General features: G+C 57.3%; 16 protein-coding genes and 2 pseudogenes. 6 read left to right on the top strand and 12 right to left on the bottom strand.

The window, feature by feature from the left end; genetic code table 11:
* Positions 1–202, bottom strand: a 202-nt coding sequence (locus tag AC1D2R_RS30875) for a transposase (RefSeq protein WP_477973499.1), incomplete at its 3' end; no start/stop codon positions are given.
* A gap of 84 nt (positions 203–286) precedes the next feature.
* On the opposite strand from AC1D2R_RS30875, the pseudogene AC1D2R_RS30870 reads away from it, so the two are divergent.
* A pseudogene (locus AC1D2R_RS30870) lies at positions 287–496 on the top strand (LysR family transcriptional regulator); the annotation flags it as partial.
* A 286-nt stretch (positions 497–782) separates the two neighbouring features.
* Here the strand turns inward: AC1D2R_RS30870 and AC1D2R_RS30865 are convergent.
* The 3 genes from AC1D2R_RS30865 to AC1D2R_RS30855 are packed head-to-tail and all read right to left on the bottom strand — an operon-like array spanning position 783 to position 3,765.
* Entirely contained in the window at positions 783–1,097 is a 315-nt protein-coding gene (locus AC1D2R_RS30865) for a hypothetical protein (RefSeq protein ID WP_477973498.1), read from the bottom strand.
* Positions 1,098–1,113: 16 nt separating this feature from the next.
* Positions 1,114–2,733: an L-lactate permease gene (locus AC1D2R_RS30860; protein WP_477973497.1), complete on the bottom strand. Its 1,620-nt coding sequence runs from the start codon at positions 2,731–2,733 to the stop codon at positions 1,114–1,116.
* A 33-nt stretch (positions 2,734–2,766) separates the two neighbouring features.
* The gene (locus AC1D2R_RS30855) at positions 2,767–3,765 is read right to left on the bottom strand and encodes a 2-hydroxyacid dehydrogenase (RefSeq protein WP_477973496.1); all 999 of its coding nucleotides are present in this window, start codon (positions 3,763–3,765) and stop codon (positions 2,767–2,769) included.
* A gap of 349 nt (positions 3,766–4,114) precedes the next feature.
* Between AC1D2R_RS30855 and AC1D2R_RS30850 the strand changes: the two genes are divergently transcribed.
* Both AC1D2R_RS30850 and AC1D2R_RS30845 read left to right on the top strand, forming a co-directional pair.
* Positions 4,115–4,258: a hypothetical protein gene (locus AC1D2R_RS30850; RefSeq protein ID WP_477973495.1), complete on the top strand. Its 144-nt coding sequence runs from the start codon at positions 4,115–4,117 to the stop codon at positions 4,256–4,258.
* A gap of 404 nt (positions 4,259–4,662) precedes the next feature.
* Entirely contained in the window at positions 4,663–5,343 is a 681-nt protein-coding gene (locus AC1D2R_RS30845) for a DUF1194 domain-containing protein (protein WP_477973494.1), read from the top strand.
* A gap of 450 nt (positions 5,344–5,793) precedes the next feature.
* Here AC1D2R_RS30845 and AC1D2R_RS30840 read toward each other — a convergent pair whose 3' ends face one another.
* Entirely contained in the window at positions 5,794–6,804 is a 1,011-nt protein-coding gene (locus AC1D2R_RS30840; RefSeq protein WP_477973492.1) for a methyltransferase, read from the bottom strand.
* A 204-nt stretch (positions 6,805–7,008) separates the two neighbouring features.
* Here AC1D2R_RS30840 and AC1D2R_RS30835 point away from each other — a divergent pair, with 204 nt between their 5' ends.
* Positions 7,009–7,200: a hypothetical protein gene (locus AC1D2R_RS30835; RefSeq protein WP_477973490.1), complete on the top strand. Its 192-nt coding sequence runs from the start codon at positions 7,009–7,011 to the stop codon at positions 7,198–7,200.
* Positions 7,201–7,453: 253 nt separating this feature from the next.
* On the opposite strand, the gene AC1D2R_RS30830 is transcribed toward AC1D2R_RS30835, so the two are convergent.
* Both AC1D2R_RS30830 and AC1D2R_RS30825 read right to left on the bottom strand, forming a co-directional pair.
* Positions 7,454–7,903 (bottom strand): hypothetical protein, encoded by a 450-nt coding sequence (locus AC1D2R_RS30830; protein WP_477973488.1) that lies wholly within the window; start codon positions 7,901–7,903, stop codon positions 7,454–7,456.
* 137 nt (positions 7,904–8,040) lie between these two features.
* Entirely contained in the window at positions 8,041–8,259 is a 219-nt protein-coding gene (locus AC1D2R_RS30825) for a hypothetical protein (protein WP_477973487.1), read from the bottom strand.
* A gap of 407 nt (positions 8,260–8,666) precedes the next feature.
* Between AC1D2R_RS30825 and AC1D2R_RS30820 the strand changes: the two genes are divergently transcribed.
* Complete coding sequence (locus tag AC1D2R_RS30820; RefSeq protein WP_477973486.1) at positions 8,667–9,467, top strand: lytic murein transglycosylase; 801 nt, start codon at positions 8,667–8,669, stop codon at positions 9,465–9,467.
* 380 nt (positions 9,468–9,847) lie between these two features.
* Positions 9,848–10,000 (top strand): annotated as a pseudogene (locus tag AC1D2R_RS30815) (IS6 family transposase); the annotation flags it as partial.
* Between the two features lie 62 nt (positions 10,001–10,062).
* Here the strand turns inward: AC1D2R_RS30815 and AC1D2R_RS30810 are convergent.
* The 5 genes from AC1D2R_RS30810 to AC1D2R_RS30790 all read right to left on the bottom strand — a co-directional run bounded on the left by AC1D2R_RS30810 (position 10,063) and on the right by AC1D2R_RS30790 (position 15,176).
* On the bottom strand, positions 10,063–11,208 hold the full coding sequence (locus tag AC1D2R_RS30810) for a serine hydrolase domain-containing protein (protein WP_477973485.1): 1,146 nt from the start codon (positions 11,206–11,208) through the stop codon (positions 10,063–10,065).
* 97 nt (positions 11,209–11,305) lie between these two features.
* A complete protein-coding gene (locus AC1D2R_RS30805; protein ID WP_477973484.1) occupies positions 11,306–12,337 on the bottom strand; it encodes a histone deacetylase family protein in 1,032 nt (343 codons plus the stop codon).
* A 68-nt stretch (positions 12,338–12,405) separates the two neighbouring features.
* The gene (locus AC1D2R_RS30800) at positions 12,406–13,440 is read right to left on the bottom strand and encodes an ABC transporter substrate-binding protein (RefSeq protein ID WP_477973483.1); all 1,035 of its coding nucleotides are present in this window, start codon (positions 13,438–13,440) and stop codon (positions 12,406–12,408) included.
* Between the two features lie 22 nt (positions 13,441–13,462).
* A complete protein-coding gene (locus tag AC1D2R_RS30795) occupies positions 13,463–14,263 on the bottom strand; it encodes an ABC transporter permease (RefSeq protein WP_477973481.1) in 801 nt (266 codons plus the stop codon).
* On the bottom strand, positions 14,256–15,176 hold the full coding sequence (locus tag AC1D2R_RS30790) for an ABC transporter permease (RefSeq protein WP_477973479.1): 921 nt from the start codon (positions 15,174–15,176) through the stop codon (positions 14,256–14,258). Before AC1D2R_RS30790 ends, AC1D2R_RS30795 begins: the two co-directional genes overlap by 8 nt.
* Position 15,177: the final 1 nt, after the last annotated feature.

Genomic DNA, 15,177 nt, shown 5'->3' with positions numbered 1-15,177 from the left:
CCAAAACCCCATCTCGTGCTTGTCGCCGCCAACTGGAAAGTTGGTTTGCTATAACGTCATGACGACGCGCAACATCAACAACACGAACACCGGGCTGAAAGCTTTCCGCTACAATCCGAGCCTTAACGTCATCCGGCCAACGCCGATTTCCCCGGCGCGGCTCGACAACTTCGTAGCGACCCACAAATCCATCTTCTGCCATGCAAATCTCCAGTTAGTCCTGGAAACCTTCTCGCACACGCAGCAAGCTTCAAAATATAGCCAATCCAATGGGGCGGAGACGGCGCTTACGCTTATTCCGCTTTATGCGCAAAATATGCTGACGCCAAATGTCGTTGCTAGAGCACTTGAGGGTATGCCTCCGACAATTGATCTCACCTTAGGCTACAACGATTCAAATTCCTCACCTTTGCTCCGCCGATTTTTGTCTCGTTCTGATGAGTTAGTCGCCAACGTACAAAATCAGAGCATCATCCGCTATGCTGAAGTTCCATAGTAGAGATCAAGCTCATGCGATTTCTGCTTGGTGGCGTGCTCCCGAATTTAGTTCAGCATTCTCGAATTTCGGGTATCGACGCATCTCGACGCCGACACCCGCTCGCTGAACCAATCTCCAATTCGGCAATGCCGGACGGGCATTTTGCTAGGTGGTGGTTACGGGTGAAAGAGCTAAATAGTTGGCGAGTATAGACATTGTTGGACGGTCAGAGATGGCGAGAGACCCCAATTCGGGGGACACACTCTTCCGCCATGCAACGGCTCAGTGAGCGGCCGCTGCCGGGTTAGAATTTAACCCCATACTTTTCTTCGAGGCGCGAAACAACTTTGTCCAAAGCTGAGATGATGTGGAGTTGATTGCTTCCGAATTTGTAGTGACCGGTCGCCTGAGTGCTGTTCGGTAGATCGTCGTAATTGGCACGTCGCTTTACGGTGCCTTCCGTTTCATCGATGAACGTAATCGGGTAGCGAAACTCACGGCCGGCCCCATGGAAGACGCCATTCGCCCCCCAATTCTGGATGTTGCCGTTATAGCATTCGTTGCCGATGATCGCTTCGAGCTCGCGCAATAGCTCAAGCCGCTTCTTCGTTATTTTCAAAATACACCCCCCGCCGTCAAACCATGAATGATAACATGAATGTCCAGACGCAGACGTAGACGAGAAGCGCTAAACTGTAGAGTAAAGTCGTGCGCATGATCTCGGATTCTCGGCCAACTTGGCCAACTGAAGCCGCGGCTATGGCGATGGATTGTGGTGAGATCAGTTTTGCCATCACTCCGCCGCTGGTATTGGCGGCCACCAACAAGGATTGGCTTGTCCCGATTTGAGTAGCTGTAACCGATTGCAGATGGGCAAAGAGGGTGTTGCTGTTGACGACAGAGCCGGTGATGAACACGCCAAGCCAGCCGATAACTGGCGCAACCAGCGGAAAAATCCGTCCGCTTTCAGCCAGGCCCAGACCGATACTGGAGGACGCTCCAGAGAAATTGGCAATATACGCCACTGCCATGATGAGAGAGATCATCGTCAGCGGGCTCCACAGATCACGAACAACTGCCCTGAATTGGTTGAATGATTCCGACACCGACAATTTCGATGAAAACAAGGTGGTGAGGATTACGGCGAGCAGAATGGCGGTTCCAGGTGCGCTGATCAGAGCCACGTTCCACACAGCAGGCAGAGCATGAACCGAAGTTGCGATGGGCGGCAGCTCCTCCACCCGCATATGCAAAAAAGGGATCGGCAGTTTCAGGACTGTGGCCGCGAGAGGACCATCACCCGCAAAGAGGTCTTTAAAGCGCGGCACACTCCATAAGAGAATGACGGCCGTTAGTATGTAGAAGGGCGACCACGCCGCAATCACCTCCTGGAGCGACCAGCGTTGAGCCGATACGGGCGGCGCGCCAGTCTCTCGGTAAATCTGCCTCGGTTGCCAGAACTGCATAAACAAGGCGAGCGCACCCATCGATGCCAACGGGGCCACAATATCGGTGAGTTCCGGCCCAATGAAGTACAATGTGAGGGCTTGAAGACCGCTGAATAGTAAACCGATCAGGAGCAACACAGGCCAGGTTTCTCTGACGCCGCGAAGGCCGTCGAGAACGAGTATCAGCAACAGTGGCACGAACAGCGTGGATAGTTGAACTATCGCGATCATCATCACCGACATGTCCGAAAGATCGACTCCACCCTGCTGAGCACCGACCAAGACGGGAATCCCGATCGCGCCGTAGGCCCCGGAGGCTGCGTTCGCGATGAGGCAGAGCATCGCTGCTTTGATAGGTTTGAAGCCCAACTCCACGAGTAGCGCCGCGCAGATGGCGATGGGCACGCCAAATCCAGCCGCACCCTCAAGAAAAGCACCAAAGCAGAAGGCAATCAGAATGACCTGAATGCGTTGATCATCCGATATCGTTGCGATGCTTGCGCGAATGACGTCGAACTTGCCGCTTTTGACTGCCAGCCTGTACAGCCAGACGGCCATGAGAACGATATAGCCGATCGGCCACAGGCCGCCAAGCATGCCAAAGATGGCCGCCCCGAGGATCTTTTCCAGTGGCATATGGAAGGCAAGGAAAGCCACGGCGATGGATAGCGCCAACGTGGCGATCGCAGCAGTCAATCCCTTGAGCTTCAGGAAAGTCAACGCGACGAGGAAGAAAAGGATCGGAAGCGCTGCGACCAAGGCCGAGAGGTAGAGATGTCCCAATGGATTGTATGTTTGTTGCCACATCGGCTTGTCCTGGTTCTTAGGGAGAAAAAGAAATCACGGCCTCGCGACGATGTTGGGACAGTCTGTCCCGTTGGCCAGGCAATTCAGGTTTTCAAACGTGACACCGGCAATCTCGCGCATGGCTTCAATGGTGAAAAAGCCCTGATGCCCCGTCACCAACACATTGGGGAAAGTCATAAGCCGTTGAAAGACATCGTCGGCAATGATGTCAGAGGATCTGTCTTGAAAGAAAAGAGGACCTTCCTCTTCGTAGACATCGATAGCAAGCGCGCCCAGGCGGCGGGATTTGAGTGCCGCAATGACCGCGCGCGTATCGATCAATGCTCCACGCGATGTATTGATCAACATTGCCCCTGGTTTCATCAAATGCAGTTTTTCTGCATTGATCAGGTGTCGGTTGTCTTCAACGAGCGGGCAATGGAGAGTGACGATATCGGCGCGTGCCAACAGGGTATTCATTTCCACCATTTCGCCTAAAGTTGCAAATTCCGGAGATGCCACGGGATCGTAGCCCAGTACTTTGCAACCAAAGCCATTTGCGATTTTCGCGACAGCAAGCCCGATTTTGCCCGTACCGATAATGCCGAACGTCTTTTCGTGAAGCGTCATGCCCAACAAGCCGTCGAGCATGAAATTACCCTCGCGAACGCGGTTGTAGGCACGATGGGTTTGCCGGTTGAGTGTCATGATGAGCGCTATCGTGTACTCGGCGACGGCCTCCGGGGAATAAGCAGGGACGCGTGCCACGAGGAAGCCAAGCTCATGGGCTGCATCGAGATCGACATTGTTGAAGCCCGCGCAACGCAAAAATATCCCCCTCACACCGAGCCTTTTCAGGGCATCGAGGACAGGTGCATCCAACAGATCGTTAACGAAAACGCATATGGCATCGCAGCCCTGTGCGAAGGCCACCGTTTGCAAGGACAAGGCAGCTTGCTGATAACGCAGCTCGAAGGGCTCCGATTGACGGAGGTTCGCTTCGTCCAAAAAGCGCTTGTCGTAGGTTTGAGCGCTGAACACCGCTATTTTCATGGAGAATCCTCTCGTGGATTGGTAGCAAGCTTGCGTTGGTCCTGTTGGAGCGGCTAAGGCAGCGGCGTCCTCGAGGCGTGAATAAGTTGCATCATCCTGGACGGCACCTTCTCTGTCGTGACATATCGCACGAACCTCATTGATCGTTGCGGGGTGGAAATGCTCGGTTGCAAGAATGTACTCCCACTGATCTTGCACTTCTTCGGTCGCAGGCTGCGATGTCCATCTCGGCCGACCCCCCTGGCCAGCTGAGTAGAACACATAGCGTATGTTGCTGGAAGATAAGCACGACAGTCTTAACGAGAACATAGCCATCTTGATCAACGACACATAAAAGCCAGGGCTCGCGATGGAAATCACCATCTCCTCCTCGCCGGATCATTTCCTCGAGCAGCATTTCCTCGACAAGGCGCAAGCTCAGGGGAAACCAGGCAAAGGGGAGCCAGAAGCAGGTCCGAGACAAGGCGACGATACCACGCCGTCCATCCCGTGACGACATCGCCCGGATGTGAGACGATCGTGAGTATGTTGCAAAGCAGAAAGGATCCTCGTGTTGTCCTTGACAGGATGCGCGAGGACATCGTCGATGCGCGGCTGCGGCAGGCCCTCGACGAAAATGAACGTCTGGACGTGTTCGACATCGCGTCCGCAAAATATTCCGGCCGGCTGTTTTTCGTCCCGGCAGGCCGACCGTCTGAGCAAAGTTCATAGACCTTCGAACTAGCGAGATTATTCAATGACAAGCTATCTGACGGAACCGATAACCGGCGACAGATGGGCTTAGCGAGCGCGCCGCCAAGTACTCATTTTCGTCTGGCTCTCCCATCCCTTTGGGTGAGAGTATTCCTTCTAGTTGCGTGCTACCGTTCTCAGTCGGCGGATCCAGGGGACGGACCAATGCAAAGGGCACTGCTTTTCGCAGCGACGGTTTTCATCGTCGTGCTTATGAGGTCACCGACACAAGCCTGCCCGGAGACAGCACTGGTTCTGGCGGTGGACGGATCTGGAAGTATCACCGACGAGGAATATGAATTTCAAAAGTCCGCGATGGTTGCCGCGTTCAATGATGCGTCGGTTCTGTCGGTGATCCGGGCTGCAGGTGGTGTGTCGGTTGCAGTAGTCTTTTGGGGAGATGATGAATTCTCTTCACAGGTGATCGACTGGGTCGATATGGACGGAGTTGGGCCGCCAGAAGAGTTCATTCAGGAAATCGAATACAACCAGCGCGTCGTCTTTGGGAACACGGGCATAGGGTCTGGCATCTGGACCGGGCTCGACTTGCTTACGCAATCGCGATCGTGCGCGCGCAGACTGATTATCGATATTTCCGGCGACGGCGCGGAAACTATATCTTCTCCCAAGCGGAGAACACCAATCTCTCTAGAGCAGGCCCGCCGCCGTTCAGAGCAAATGGGTGTCACCATAAATGGGTTGGTGATATCGGACGAAGAAACCGGCCTTGCCGACTACTACAATAACAAGGTGATCATGGGGTCAAACAGCTTCGTAATGGAAATAAAAACGTTCCGGGATTATGCCCGCGCAATCAGGCTCAAGCTCATCAGAGAGTTGTCGTGAGCCCGCGCGTACTATTCTGCACTGAACGCAATTTAGGTGAACAGAAGCCTCTCCCCTTTTGTCAAACAGCGCAGGCCGCCTGATCCGCAATGGGTTCCAGCTCACCAGTCGCCTCGGCGATTGCGCGACATTGCGACAGCACCCGGCGACCGTCGCGACCGACCCGACCTCAGCGGCGGACGAAAACGCTTGCCTTATCATTTGCAAAAACGTTTCTGGGGAGCAGGAAACCCGCGTCGCGCTTGCGTCTTTTCTGCGTCAGCCCGCAGTTTGTTATTTAGCTCGAGCTCAACCACATATGCTTGGTGTAGTTGATCGTTGACCCCAATCGCCGAGCGTCTGATGCGTGTAGACCTTTTCGGTGTGGCGCACCGCTGCTTGACCGGACTGGCGTTCCGCGTCATTGCACCATGTGACGTGTTCGATCGGCAATCCGCGCGCCTGGATAAGCTACTTTAATCCGATAACCATCGAATCCGCGCCAACAAGCGGTTCGACTCGCGTTTTCGAAAATCCGACTTCGCGCATCCATGCCTGACAGTCTTCTCCGGTATAGTCAAACCCACCAACAGTTTCGATCAGCATATTCAAGCTCATCATGAGACCGAAGGCATTTTCGCGGCGATCATCATCGATGATGGCATCATAAACGATAACTGCGCCGCCTTTCGGAAGAGCGTCAAATGCCTTGCCGAGAAGCGCCTTTTTCTGGGCAAGGTCCCAATCATGGAGGATGTGACCCATAACGATGACGTCAACTTTCGGCAGAGGGTCCTCGAAGAAATTTCCGCCCTGAAACCGCACTCGGTCAGTTACCCCACTGTGAGCAATAAAGTCCTCGAAGACGGGCTTGACTGCAGGAAGGTCGAAGCCGATGCCGGTGAGGTGGGGATGGGCGCGGGCGAGAGTGGCGGGTACCATACCCTGAGCTGAACCAAGATCCATGAAGGTCTTCTGGTCACTCCATGGGAAGTTGGCGGCGATGGCGTTGGCCGCACCCGCACTTATTCCACTCATCGCGCGCAGAAACCCCCGCAGCCGATCCGGATCGGCATACAATGCCGCAAAGATGTTTTCTCCACCACCCTTGCTCTCGCTCTGCACTTCACCGGTGCGCAGGGCCTCCGTGAGCGAGCCCCAGAAACCATAGAGCCGGGCATTCGCCATCTCTAGGATCCCGCCAATATAGGATGGCTTGGCTCGATCGAGAAACCGGTCCGTGTCTGCGGCGTTGCTATAGATACCGTTCTCGCGCTCAAGGAACTTGAGTGCCACCAGCGCATCGAGGAAGTCACGGGATGATCGCTGATGCAGTGCAAGCTTTCTTTGAAGCGTCGGCAGATCGGCGGGGGCATCGGCCAAAGTGCTAAATACGCCTAGCTCGACAGCACTTAAGAGCGTTTTCGATGCCCAAAAGCCCAAACCAACTTGCAAAATATGTTCCGGTGTTGCTGCGCTCACGACTTGCTCCTCCAATAGGCTGTCACATTCATACAGCCGAGTGAACATTCGCCCTTGGTTCGGGCGAGACGGTTGTAGGGGGCTCGCTACGGCGACATTTCAAATAATGGCAAAACGATTACGATCATAGCATTCGGCGCGACAAGCGCCCCGGCGTAGATAAACGGTTCAGGTTCGCTTGACGCTGGTTGCATCGGCGGCCGATTGCGCCAGGATCACAACAGGCGCACCGCGCGACCGTCGCTCCAAGGTACGCGAATCGTCAACGAATTCCGACAGCTCATCACATGGATAGCAGTCTCAGCCTTCGCCGCGCTCGTCAAGACATTCTGCACCGTCGCGATGCTGAAACCGACGCTCTTCGCGATCGATCTGAAGCTTTCGCCCCCGGCATGACGCGCTTCTATGTCGCTGGCGATTTCACCCGTGACGGCGTTTTCGTGGTGTCGCTTTCTCATAAAGTCCAGTGGCGGATGGTTTTCCCGATGATTGCCGGACAAGGGAGAGACCGGCGCGCTGCCTCGTCTCGACTGAAACCGGTAGACACGCCAGATTTAGATTCTGGTGCTTCGAAGGCGCAAAGCGTCGCCTCAAAGCGCACCAACATCTCGCCATCACGACCGCTTGCTCGGATCTGCGCGTGTTGCCGTCACTGACGCTCAATATCCTGTCGGGGAGGCGCCGTGATCCGCCCGATGTTGTGCCCTGATAGATCGTAGATCGTCGTGCTGTTGCCGGACGTCGTTCCGCGGCCAGTGACGTGGCCAGTGTTGTCATAGATCGTTGTGCTGTTGCCGCTGGTTGCCGCGCGGCCTCTGACCGTGCCGTCCGCGCCATAGTAGGTGGTTGACCCGCTGTTATTGGTGGTTGAGCGTCCAGTGATCCTGCCGGCGTTGTCATAGATCGTTGTAGTGTTGCCGCTTGTCGCCGCGCGGCCTGTGATCCTGCCGTCCGCGTCGTAGAAGGTGGTCGAGCCTGCGCTGTCGGCGGTCGAGCGCCCGGTGACGCGGCCAGCGTTGTCGTAGACCGTGCGGGACTGCGCCGATGCTTCGGCCATGAGAAGGGCGAGCGCCAGCGCGGCGATGATTGCCTTGGTCATTGGAATTCTCCGGTAGCACGTATTGTGCGCCATCATTCCTGAACCAATCCTGATGGCTCACGTCCCACGGCGAAGAGTCTGCCTTTGCGCTGCAATTTCGCGGTGGCATGTTGAAATACACCGGCGCGATACGATTTCTAGTCGCAAGATTCGCCGGCAACGGACAACGCCGACGCATGCCCAACGGTTTGTTGCCAGTACATCCATTCCGTACGGAGTTGATTTTCATTGTGTCCGGCGGCGACTCCCCGTTCGATGATACACGCCTTGTCCGTCAGACCGTCGAGATGGCACGCATCGAAATGATACCATGCTGCCCTTCCCGGAACCGGAATACCGTTTTTCGTCATTGCCATTTTCATAACCCATCGTATGAGCGGGAGCCGAACATTTCCCGATAAAACTGACTGATATGCCGCAACCTCCACATTCGCAGCCAGCGCGCCACGCACGCTGCCGAGGCTCGGGCGGGCGCCCCTCTTTCGGGCGACACGCCGAACGGCCCCATGGTGGCCATCATCCCGCAACATCGAAACCCCGCTCCACGGTCCTCCAGGTCGCCATCCGACCCTTGAGCGGTCATTCCGCGTCCTTCTGTTGTCTATGGCCCAATCGCCATGACTGGCTTTATTTCTTACAATCGCCATTGTTGATTTGGTCTCATTTCTCGAGCGTGCGAGTAACCAATTAGGCTTTCCCGCAAGTGAAGCAGTGACGCCATGCAGCCGGAGACATGATGGTTCGGGCCTACCAGGAGAGCGACATGGCATTCTTTGCTAAAGGAAAATTGATTGCTGCAGCGGGCGCCCTCGCCTTCTGTCATCTAACGGGCGTTGCTCTGGCGGCCTCATGCGGCACGAGCGCTGCCGGGTTTGAACAGTGGAAAGTACAGTTTGCCGAGACGGCAGGGGCCGCCGGTGTCAAGGGGAAGGGTCTTGCGGCGCTTGCCGGCGCAAAATACGCCGTAGGGACCATCCAGGCCGACCGCTCCGTCAACAGGGCCTTCAGTGGCTCGGTCGACGACTTCATGAGACGGCGCGGTGGGTCCGCGATTATCTCCAAGGGCCGTTCGCTCAAAACGGCGAACGCAGCACTCTTCAACAACATCGAGCGTAACTACGGCGTGCCCGCCGGGGTGCTGCTCGCCATCTGGGGTATGGAGACCGGCTTCGGCGCCTCCATGGGCAACCAGAATACTGTTTCGGCAATCGTCACGCTCGCCTACGATTGCCGCCGCCCGCAATTCTTCGCGCCGCATGCCATCGCGGCGCTCAAGCTGGTCGACAGCGGCGCGCTGAGCGCCGGCTCGGTTGGCGCCATGCACGGCGAGATCGGCCAAACCGGGTTCCTGCCCGGGAACATCCTGAAATACGGCGTCGGCAGCAGGAACATGCGCGACAAGAGTACCGCGCTAATGTCCACGGCCAACTTCCTCAGGGCGCACGGCTGGCAGGCCGGCGGGGGCTATCAGGGCAACATGGGCGCCATCGCTGGCTGGAACTCAGCGAGTGTCTATCAGCAGGCGATCGCCCGTATCGGCGAGGCGATCGATGACGGCAACTAGATAGTTAGGACTGCTTCCTGCTAGCAAGCCGCCAGTGGCCAGCTCAGAATGCTCTTAGCGCTTGCATTGCCGGGAAGACCTAACTTCCGGACGTGCTCCAGAACCAGCACCTCGAGCGACTCTGTCGTCGTCGGGCGACCCGCACCTTGCCAGCCTGACCCAGGCGCAATTGGCATTCAGCGTCGTCCATCTAGTCCGAGGCGAACCAAACGAAGGACCGAAGGACGACGCTGGGCAAAAGATGACCGCGGTATACAGCGAATTCGCCATGCCGCTTGTGCTTGGGCGAGCCCGCGTTTTTTGCGCCGTCCCCCTCCGTTCCTAACCGATGTCAATTGCCCCCTGATCTCTCGAGGGTGCAGGCCATTGTCGCGGCGGCGTTCTCGAGCCCCGTCGCGGCGCGGCGTACCATCGCTGGATCCGAGGCGATGCTGTGACTGCGGAAAGGCTTCGGCTTTTCCGTCGGCTGGACCGCCAACGATCACAACGATCTACTCGCGCGCCTCTTCGGACTTCAAAAGGCTGACAAAGCCGGAAAAGCAGCGTGGTATCTGACTGACTGTCGCCTACGGGGCTCTTTGCGACACACGCGGAACTATGCCGCAGCACCGGAGATTGCCCGCAGCACCTGCACGATCGCATGATCGAGCGCAGGATCCACCGGCGCCGTCTGCGACGCAAGTTTGACGATCACCGTTTGCGTCGCCGGATCGACCCAGATCCACTGTCCATGGATGCCGATGGCGGCAAGCTCGCCACCGCCGGTTTCATACCAGTAATTGCGGTAGCTGCCGTCAGGAAACAAATGCGGCTGATCGCCGGTGCTCCAGGATCCGCGACTACCGCCCGACCAGAGACCGCAAATAAACGCTTCTGGAACCACTCCGGCTCCCTGGCCGCGAACGAGGTCGCCGACGAGTGCAAGATCGCGCGCCGTCACAGACATGCCGCCCGCGGCGCGTGCGGTGCCGATGCGATCGACCGTGATCATGGCGTCGGAGCGCGCTCCCATCGGCTTCCAGAGATGCTCGCTCATCAGATCCGGGAACCGGCCGCCGCCCGCCCGCTCGATTAAGATGCCGGCCAGATCGGTATTGGGCGAACGATAGGCATGTTTCACCCCATGCGCGCCCGCCCCTTTTCTGACGCTGCAGATGAAGCTCTTCAGGTCCGGCGCGGGATCGTCGAGCTTGTCAGGGTTCCAGCCGGTCGCACGACGATACCGGTCGAATCCGCCAGACGTATCGAGGTAGTCCTCAACGAAATCAACGCTCACTTCCATGTCGAACAGTTGCTGGACGGTTGCGTCCGCAAAGGCAGATCGTGCAACCTCCGCCACATAGTCGACAACCAGATTCCCGAAAGAGAGAAGGCCTTTCCCGGCGAGAATACCGGCGAGCAGCGCAGTCAGCGACTTGGAAACGGAGAAGATGATATGTGGCCGGCCGGGATCGCAGTGGCCAGCCGTCCATTCGGCAACGATGCGACCGCCGCGCATTACCACCAGCGCGTCGGTTTCGCTCGCTGTCAGAAAGGCTCCGAGCAGAACGGGCCTCCCATCCAGCCCCGTCACAGTAAGCGCCGACAGGGACCCCAGATCAAGCTGGGGCGGTTCGGCACGTCGCTCGGCGGTGATGACGGCCGAAGGCACGATCTCGCCGACATTCTGGAACGACCAACGGGAATACGGCGTCGTTCGCCAGTTGGCGAGGGTAACATCGGCGCGGCTGAATTCCGTCATGACCTATCTCCTCGATCCATCGTCGACGACGCGTCGCGTACCGATACGTCGTCGACGATAACATAGCCGAACTGCACGCCCGAAGAGGATGTCCCCGTCACGCGCCCTCGAAGGCAGTGAGAACGCTCACGGCATTAACCCCGATTTCGGCGACCGCATATCCGCCTTCCATGACGAACAGCGTCGGCAGATTCAACTTGGCAATACGCTCGCCGATCTTCTGAAAATCCTCGGTCGTCAACTTGAACTTGCTGATCGGATCCCTTTCGAAGGTATCGACACCAAGCGAAACTACCACCACATCCGGATTGAAGGCCGTGAGCTTTCCGCAGGCATCGTCGAGCGACTGGCTCCATCGCTGCCAATCTGTGCCGAAAGCCATGGGATAGTTGAAATTATACCCCTCACCCTCCCCTTCGCCGCGCTCGTCGGCGTGGCCGAGAAAATAGGGATATTCCTGCATTGGATCGGCATGGAGGTTGATGACCTGCACATCGGCGCGGGTATAGAATATCTCCTGTGTGCCGTTGCCGTGGTGATAATCGACGTCGAGGATCGAGGCGCGCTTTGCGCCGTTGTCGCGGAACCATTGCGCGGCCACTGCCGCATTGTTGATGTAGCAATAGCCACCCATGAAACTGGCGCCGGCGTGATGGCCGGGTGGCCGACACAGAGCGAAGGCCGCGCGTTCGCTGCCCTTAACGAGACCAGCGGCTGTCAACGCCACGTCATGCGAGGATTTGATCGCGTCCCACGAACCTTCGACGATGCCGCAACCGGCATCGAAAGAATAATACCCGAGCAAACCATCGATGAACTCCGGCGGCACGTCGTCGCGCAGGCCCCGGGCCGGCCAGGTAAAAGGCAAGGCCGTGCCGGAACGGCCCTCGGCGGTCCAGCGCCCCCAAATCGTCGGCAGGAAATCGAGATAGTCCTGACGATGGACGCGCGCGGCCGTCGTCAAGTCATGTTGCTGGGGCGCAAGGATAGGACCGAGGCCAACGGTCTTGATGCGTTCGGTCACGTACTCGGCGCGGGACGGCCGTTCATATCCGGGGAGAATACCACCGGCGACCAGTTCGAGTTGATTGGCGTGGCCGCCATGTCGCTGCGAAAAAACGGTCTTCATGGGACACCCACGGTCTGGAAAAACGAAGCCCACCCCGCGCCGGCGTGGGGGTGGGCGACGCAACGATCTTATTTCTGCAGCTCGCTCCAGATCTTCGTGTAGAGCTCCTGAACCTCCGGCGGACAGGTCTTCGAGGGAACGCCTCGCGAGGCGAATTCGGCAGGAATGTCGATCTCCGGTGCGCCCTTCATGTCGGCTGGCATGAACTTGTCGGACCCGGCAATGCCATTGGCATAGCGGTGGAAACCGGAATTCATGCCCGCGCTTTGCGGGTCCATCATGAAGTTCTGGAAGAGCTTGGCATTCTCGACGTTCTTTGCATCCTTGAGGACCGCCAGATTGTCGCTCCAGTAGACAAAGCCTTCCTTCGGATAGCCATATTTGATGGCCGGATTCGCCAAGCGCTGGCGCAAGGCCGAGCCGTTCCAATCGCTGGATGCCGCGAAGTCGCCTGAGCCCATTTTCTCGACTGTGCCGTATTCCATCGCCACCCAGTCGGGCTTGGCCTTGACCAACGTGTCGCGTACCTTCTTGAGAATGGTCAGGTCGCCTGTGCACTTGGTGCCGCCATTGTAGAGGATGGCGGCGTCCATGACGTCGTTCATTTCAGGAACGACGTTGACCTTGCCCTTCAATTCGTCCGGCGTATCGAAAATGATGCCCCATGTATTGATGTCGCCCTTGTAGACGCTGGTGTTTACAACCGTTCCGACGGTGCCCATGGCCCACGGCACAGTAAATTTGCGCCCCTTGTCGAAATCGGGATCAGCCCATTCCTTGGCGACATTCTTGAAATTCTCCATGGTGCTCGGGTCTGTTTCGAGTAACAGACCTTCGGAGATCCAGATGGGGATGTAGTTCTGCGACGGCACGACCATGTCGAAGCCGGAGCCGCCCTGGCGAACCTTGGCGAGCGCCGTGTCGTTGGAATCGTAGTCGGTGATAGTCACCTTGACGTGATAGGCCTCCTCGAACTTCTTGATCATCTCGGGGCTGGTGTAGTTGCCCCAGTTGTAGATGTTGAGTTCGCCTTCCGCCCGGGCGAGACCGGTGGATACGACAAGCGCCACTGTTGCGGCCATGGCCGCAGTGATCCGTTTCATTATGCTGTTCCCTCTCTTTTTGTTAGATCCGTTTTCTGTTGACGACGAAGAACACCGTGACGACGCAGACCGACAGTAGGAGAAACAGTGTCGAAATCGCGTTCATTTCCGGCGTGATGGTTCGGCGAAGCTGACCGAGCATGTAGGTAGGCAGCGTGTCCTGCCCCGCGGATTTCACGAATTCGGTAATGACGACATCGTCCAGCGAAATCACGAAGGCGAGCATGAAGCCGGCAAGGATGCCTGGCCAGAGCAATGGCAGCGTAATGTGACGAAAGGCCTTCCACGGCGTCGCGTAGAGATCGGCCGCAGCTTTTTCCAGCGTCAGGTCCATGTTTTCCAGCCGCGCGCGGATCGGCAGATAGGCAAACGGGATGCAGAATGCAGTATGGGCGGCGATCAGATAGCCCAGCCCGGTATAGCCGGTCCAGATCTTGATGCGGGCAAAGAAGATCAGCAGCGCGACGGCGGTAACGATTTCCGGGATCATCAGAGGCTGGTTGATAAAAGCATACTTCAGCGTCAGACCGCGATACGGTTCCGTCCGCGTCGTAGCGAGTGCAGCCATGGTTGCTGTGATCGTGGAAATGATCGCCGCAAAGGCCGCGATCTGCAAGGATCGTAGGGAGGCATCGATCACCTGCTGATTTTCAAAGGCTTTTGCGAACCACCGCAGGGAGATGCCCTCGAAGGAAGCGAGCGACGCCCCGGCATTGAACGAATAGAACACCAGCACGGAGATGGGCAGATAAAGCGAAAAGAAGCAGAACATCGCGATGGCGGTAAAACCGCGCTGTCGGCGGATCGAGAATGCCCTAGCCATGCCGGCGCTCCTGCGATCCCGCGTTGCGGACGTAGAACAAAAGCGCGATCATTACGATCATCATCAATGTGATCGACAGCGCCGACCCCATCGGCCAGTTGCGACCCTGTCCGAATTGCAGTTCGATCAGATTGCCCAGCATCATGTTCTTGCCGCCGCCGAGAATGCTCGGCGTGACATAGGCGCCAAGCGCCGGGATGAAGACGAGAATGGAGCCGGCGACAATGCCGGGCTTGGCCAGTGGAATGATCAGTCTGCGCAGGACCTGGAATGGCGTGGCGTAGAGATCGTAGCCGGCCTCGACCAGGCGGAAGTCCAGTTTATCCATGCTGGCATAAAGCGGTAGCACCATCAGTGGCAGGTAGACATACACCATGCCCGTCAGAATGGCGCCATCGGTGAAGAGCATCTGGATCGGTTTATCGATCAGGCCGAACCTTATCAACAGACCATTGACCAGACCTTCGTTGCGGATGATTTCGAGGATCGCGAAGGTGCGGATCAAAAGATTTGTCCAGAACGGGATGGTGATCAGGAGAAGCCAAAGTTCGCGGGTCCGCTCCGGGCGAGTGGAGATGAAATAGGCGGTCGGAAAGCCGACCAGCAGGGTCAGCACAGTTGTCACCAGCGACAACAGACCAGAGCGCACGAAGATCGATACATGCGCATCCGCGAGCGACAGCGTATCGTCGAAGATGTCCTTCTCCACCATGACGCCGATCCAACCCTGCAGCGAGGGCAGCCACTGGACATCACCATAGGGTCCAGGCGTCAAAAAGGAATAGACGAGAACGATCAGCAGTGGCCCCGAGGCAGCGAAGAGGATGATCAGAAGAGCGGGAAGCGAAAGCAGCCACCGCTTCCGGATATCCTTGCTCCTTTCCGCCTCGATTATCCCGGCCGCATCTGTCAAT

The organism is Rhizobium sp. P1_C7, from assembly GCF_056406295.1.
The sequence above is the reverse complement of the archived record's forward strand: the minus strand, read 5'-3'. Positions and strand labels throughout refer to the sequence as shown.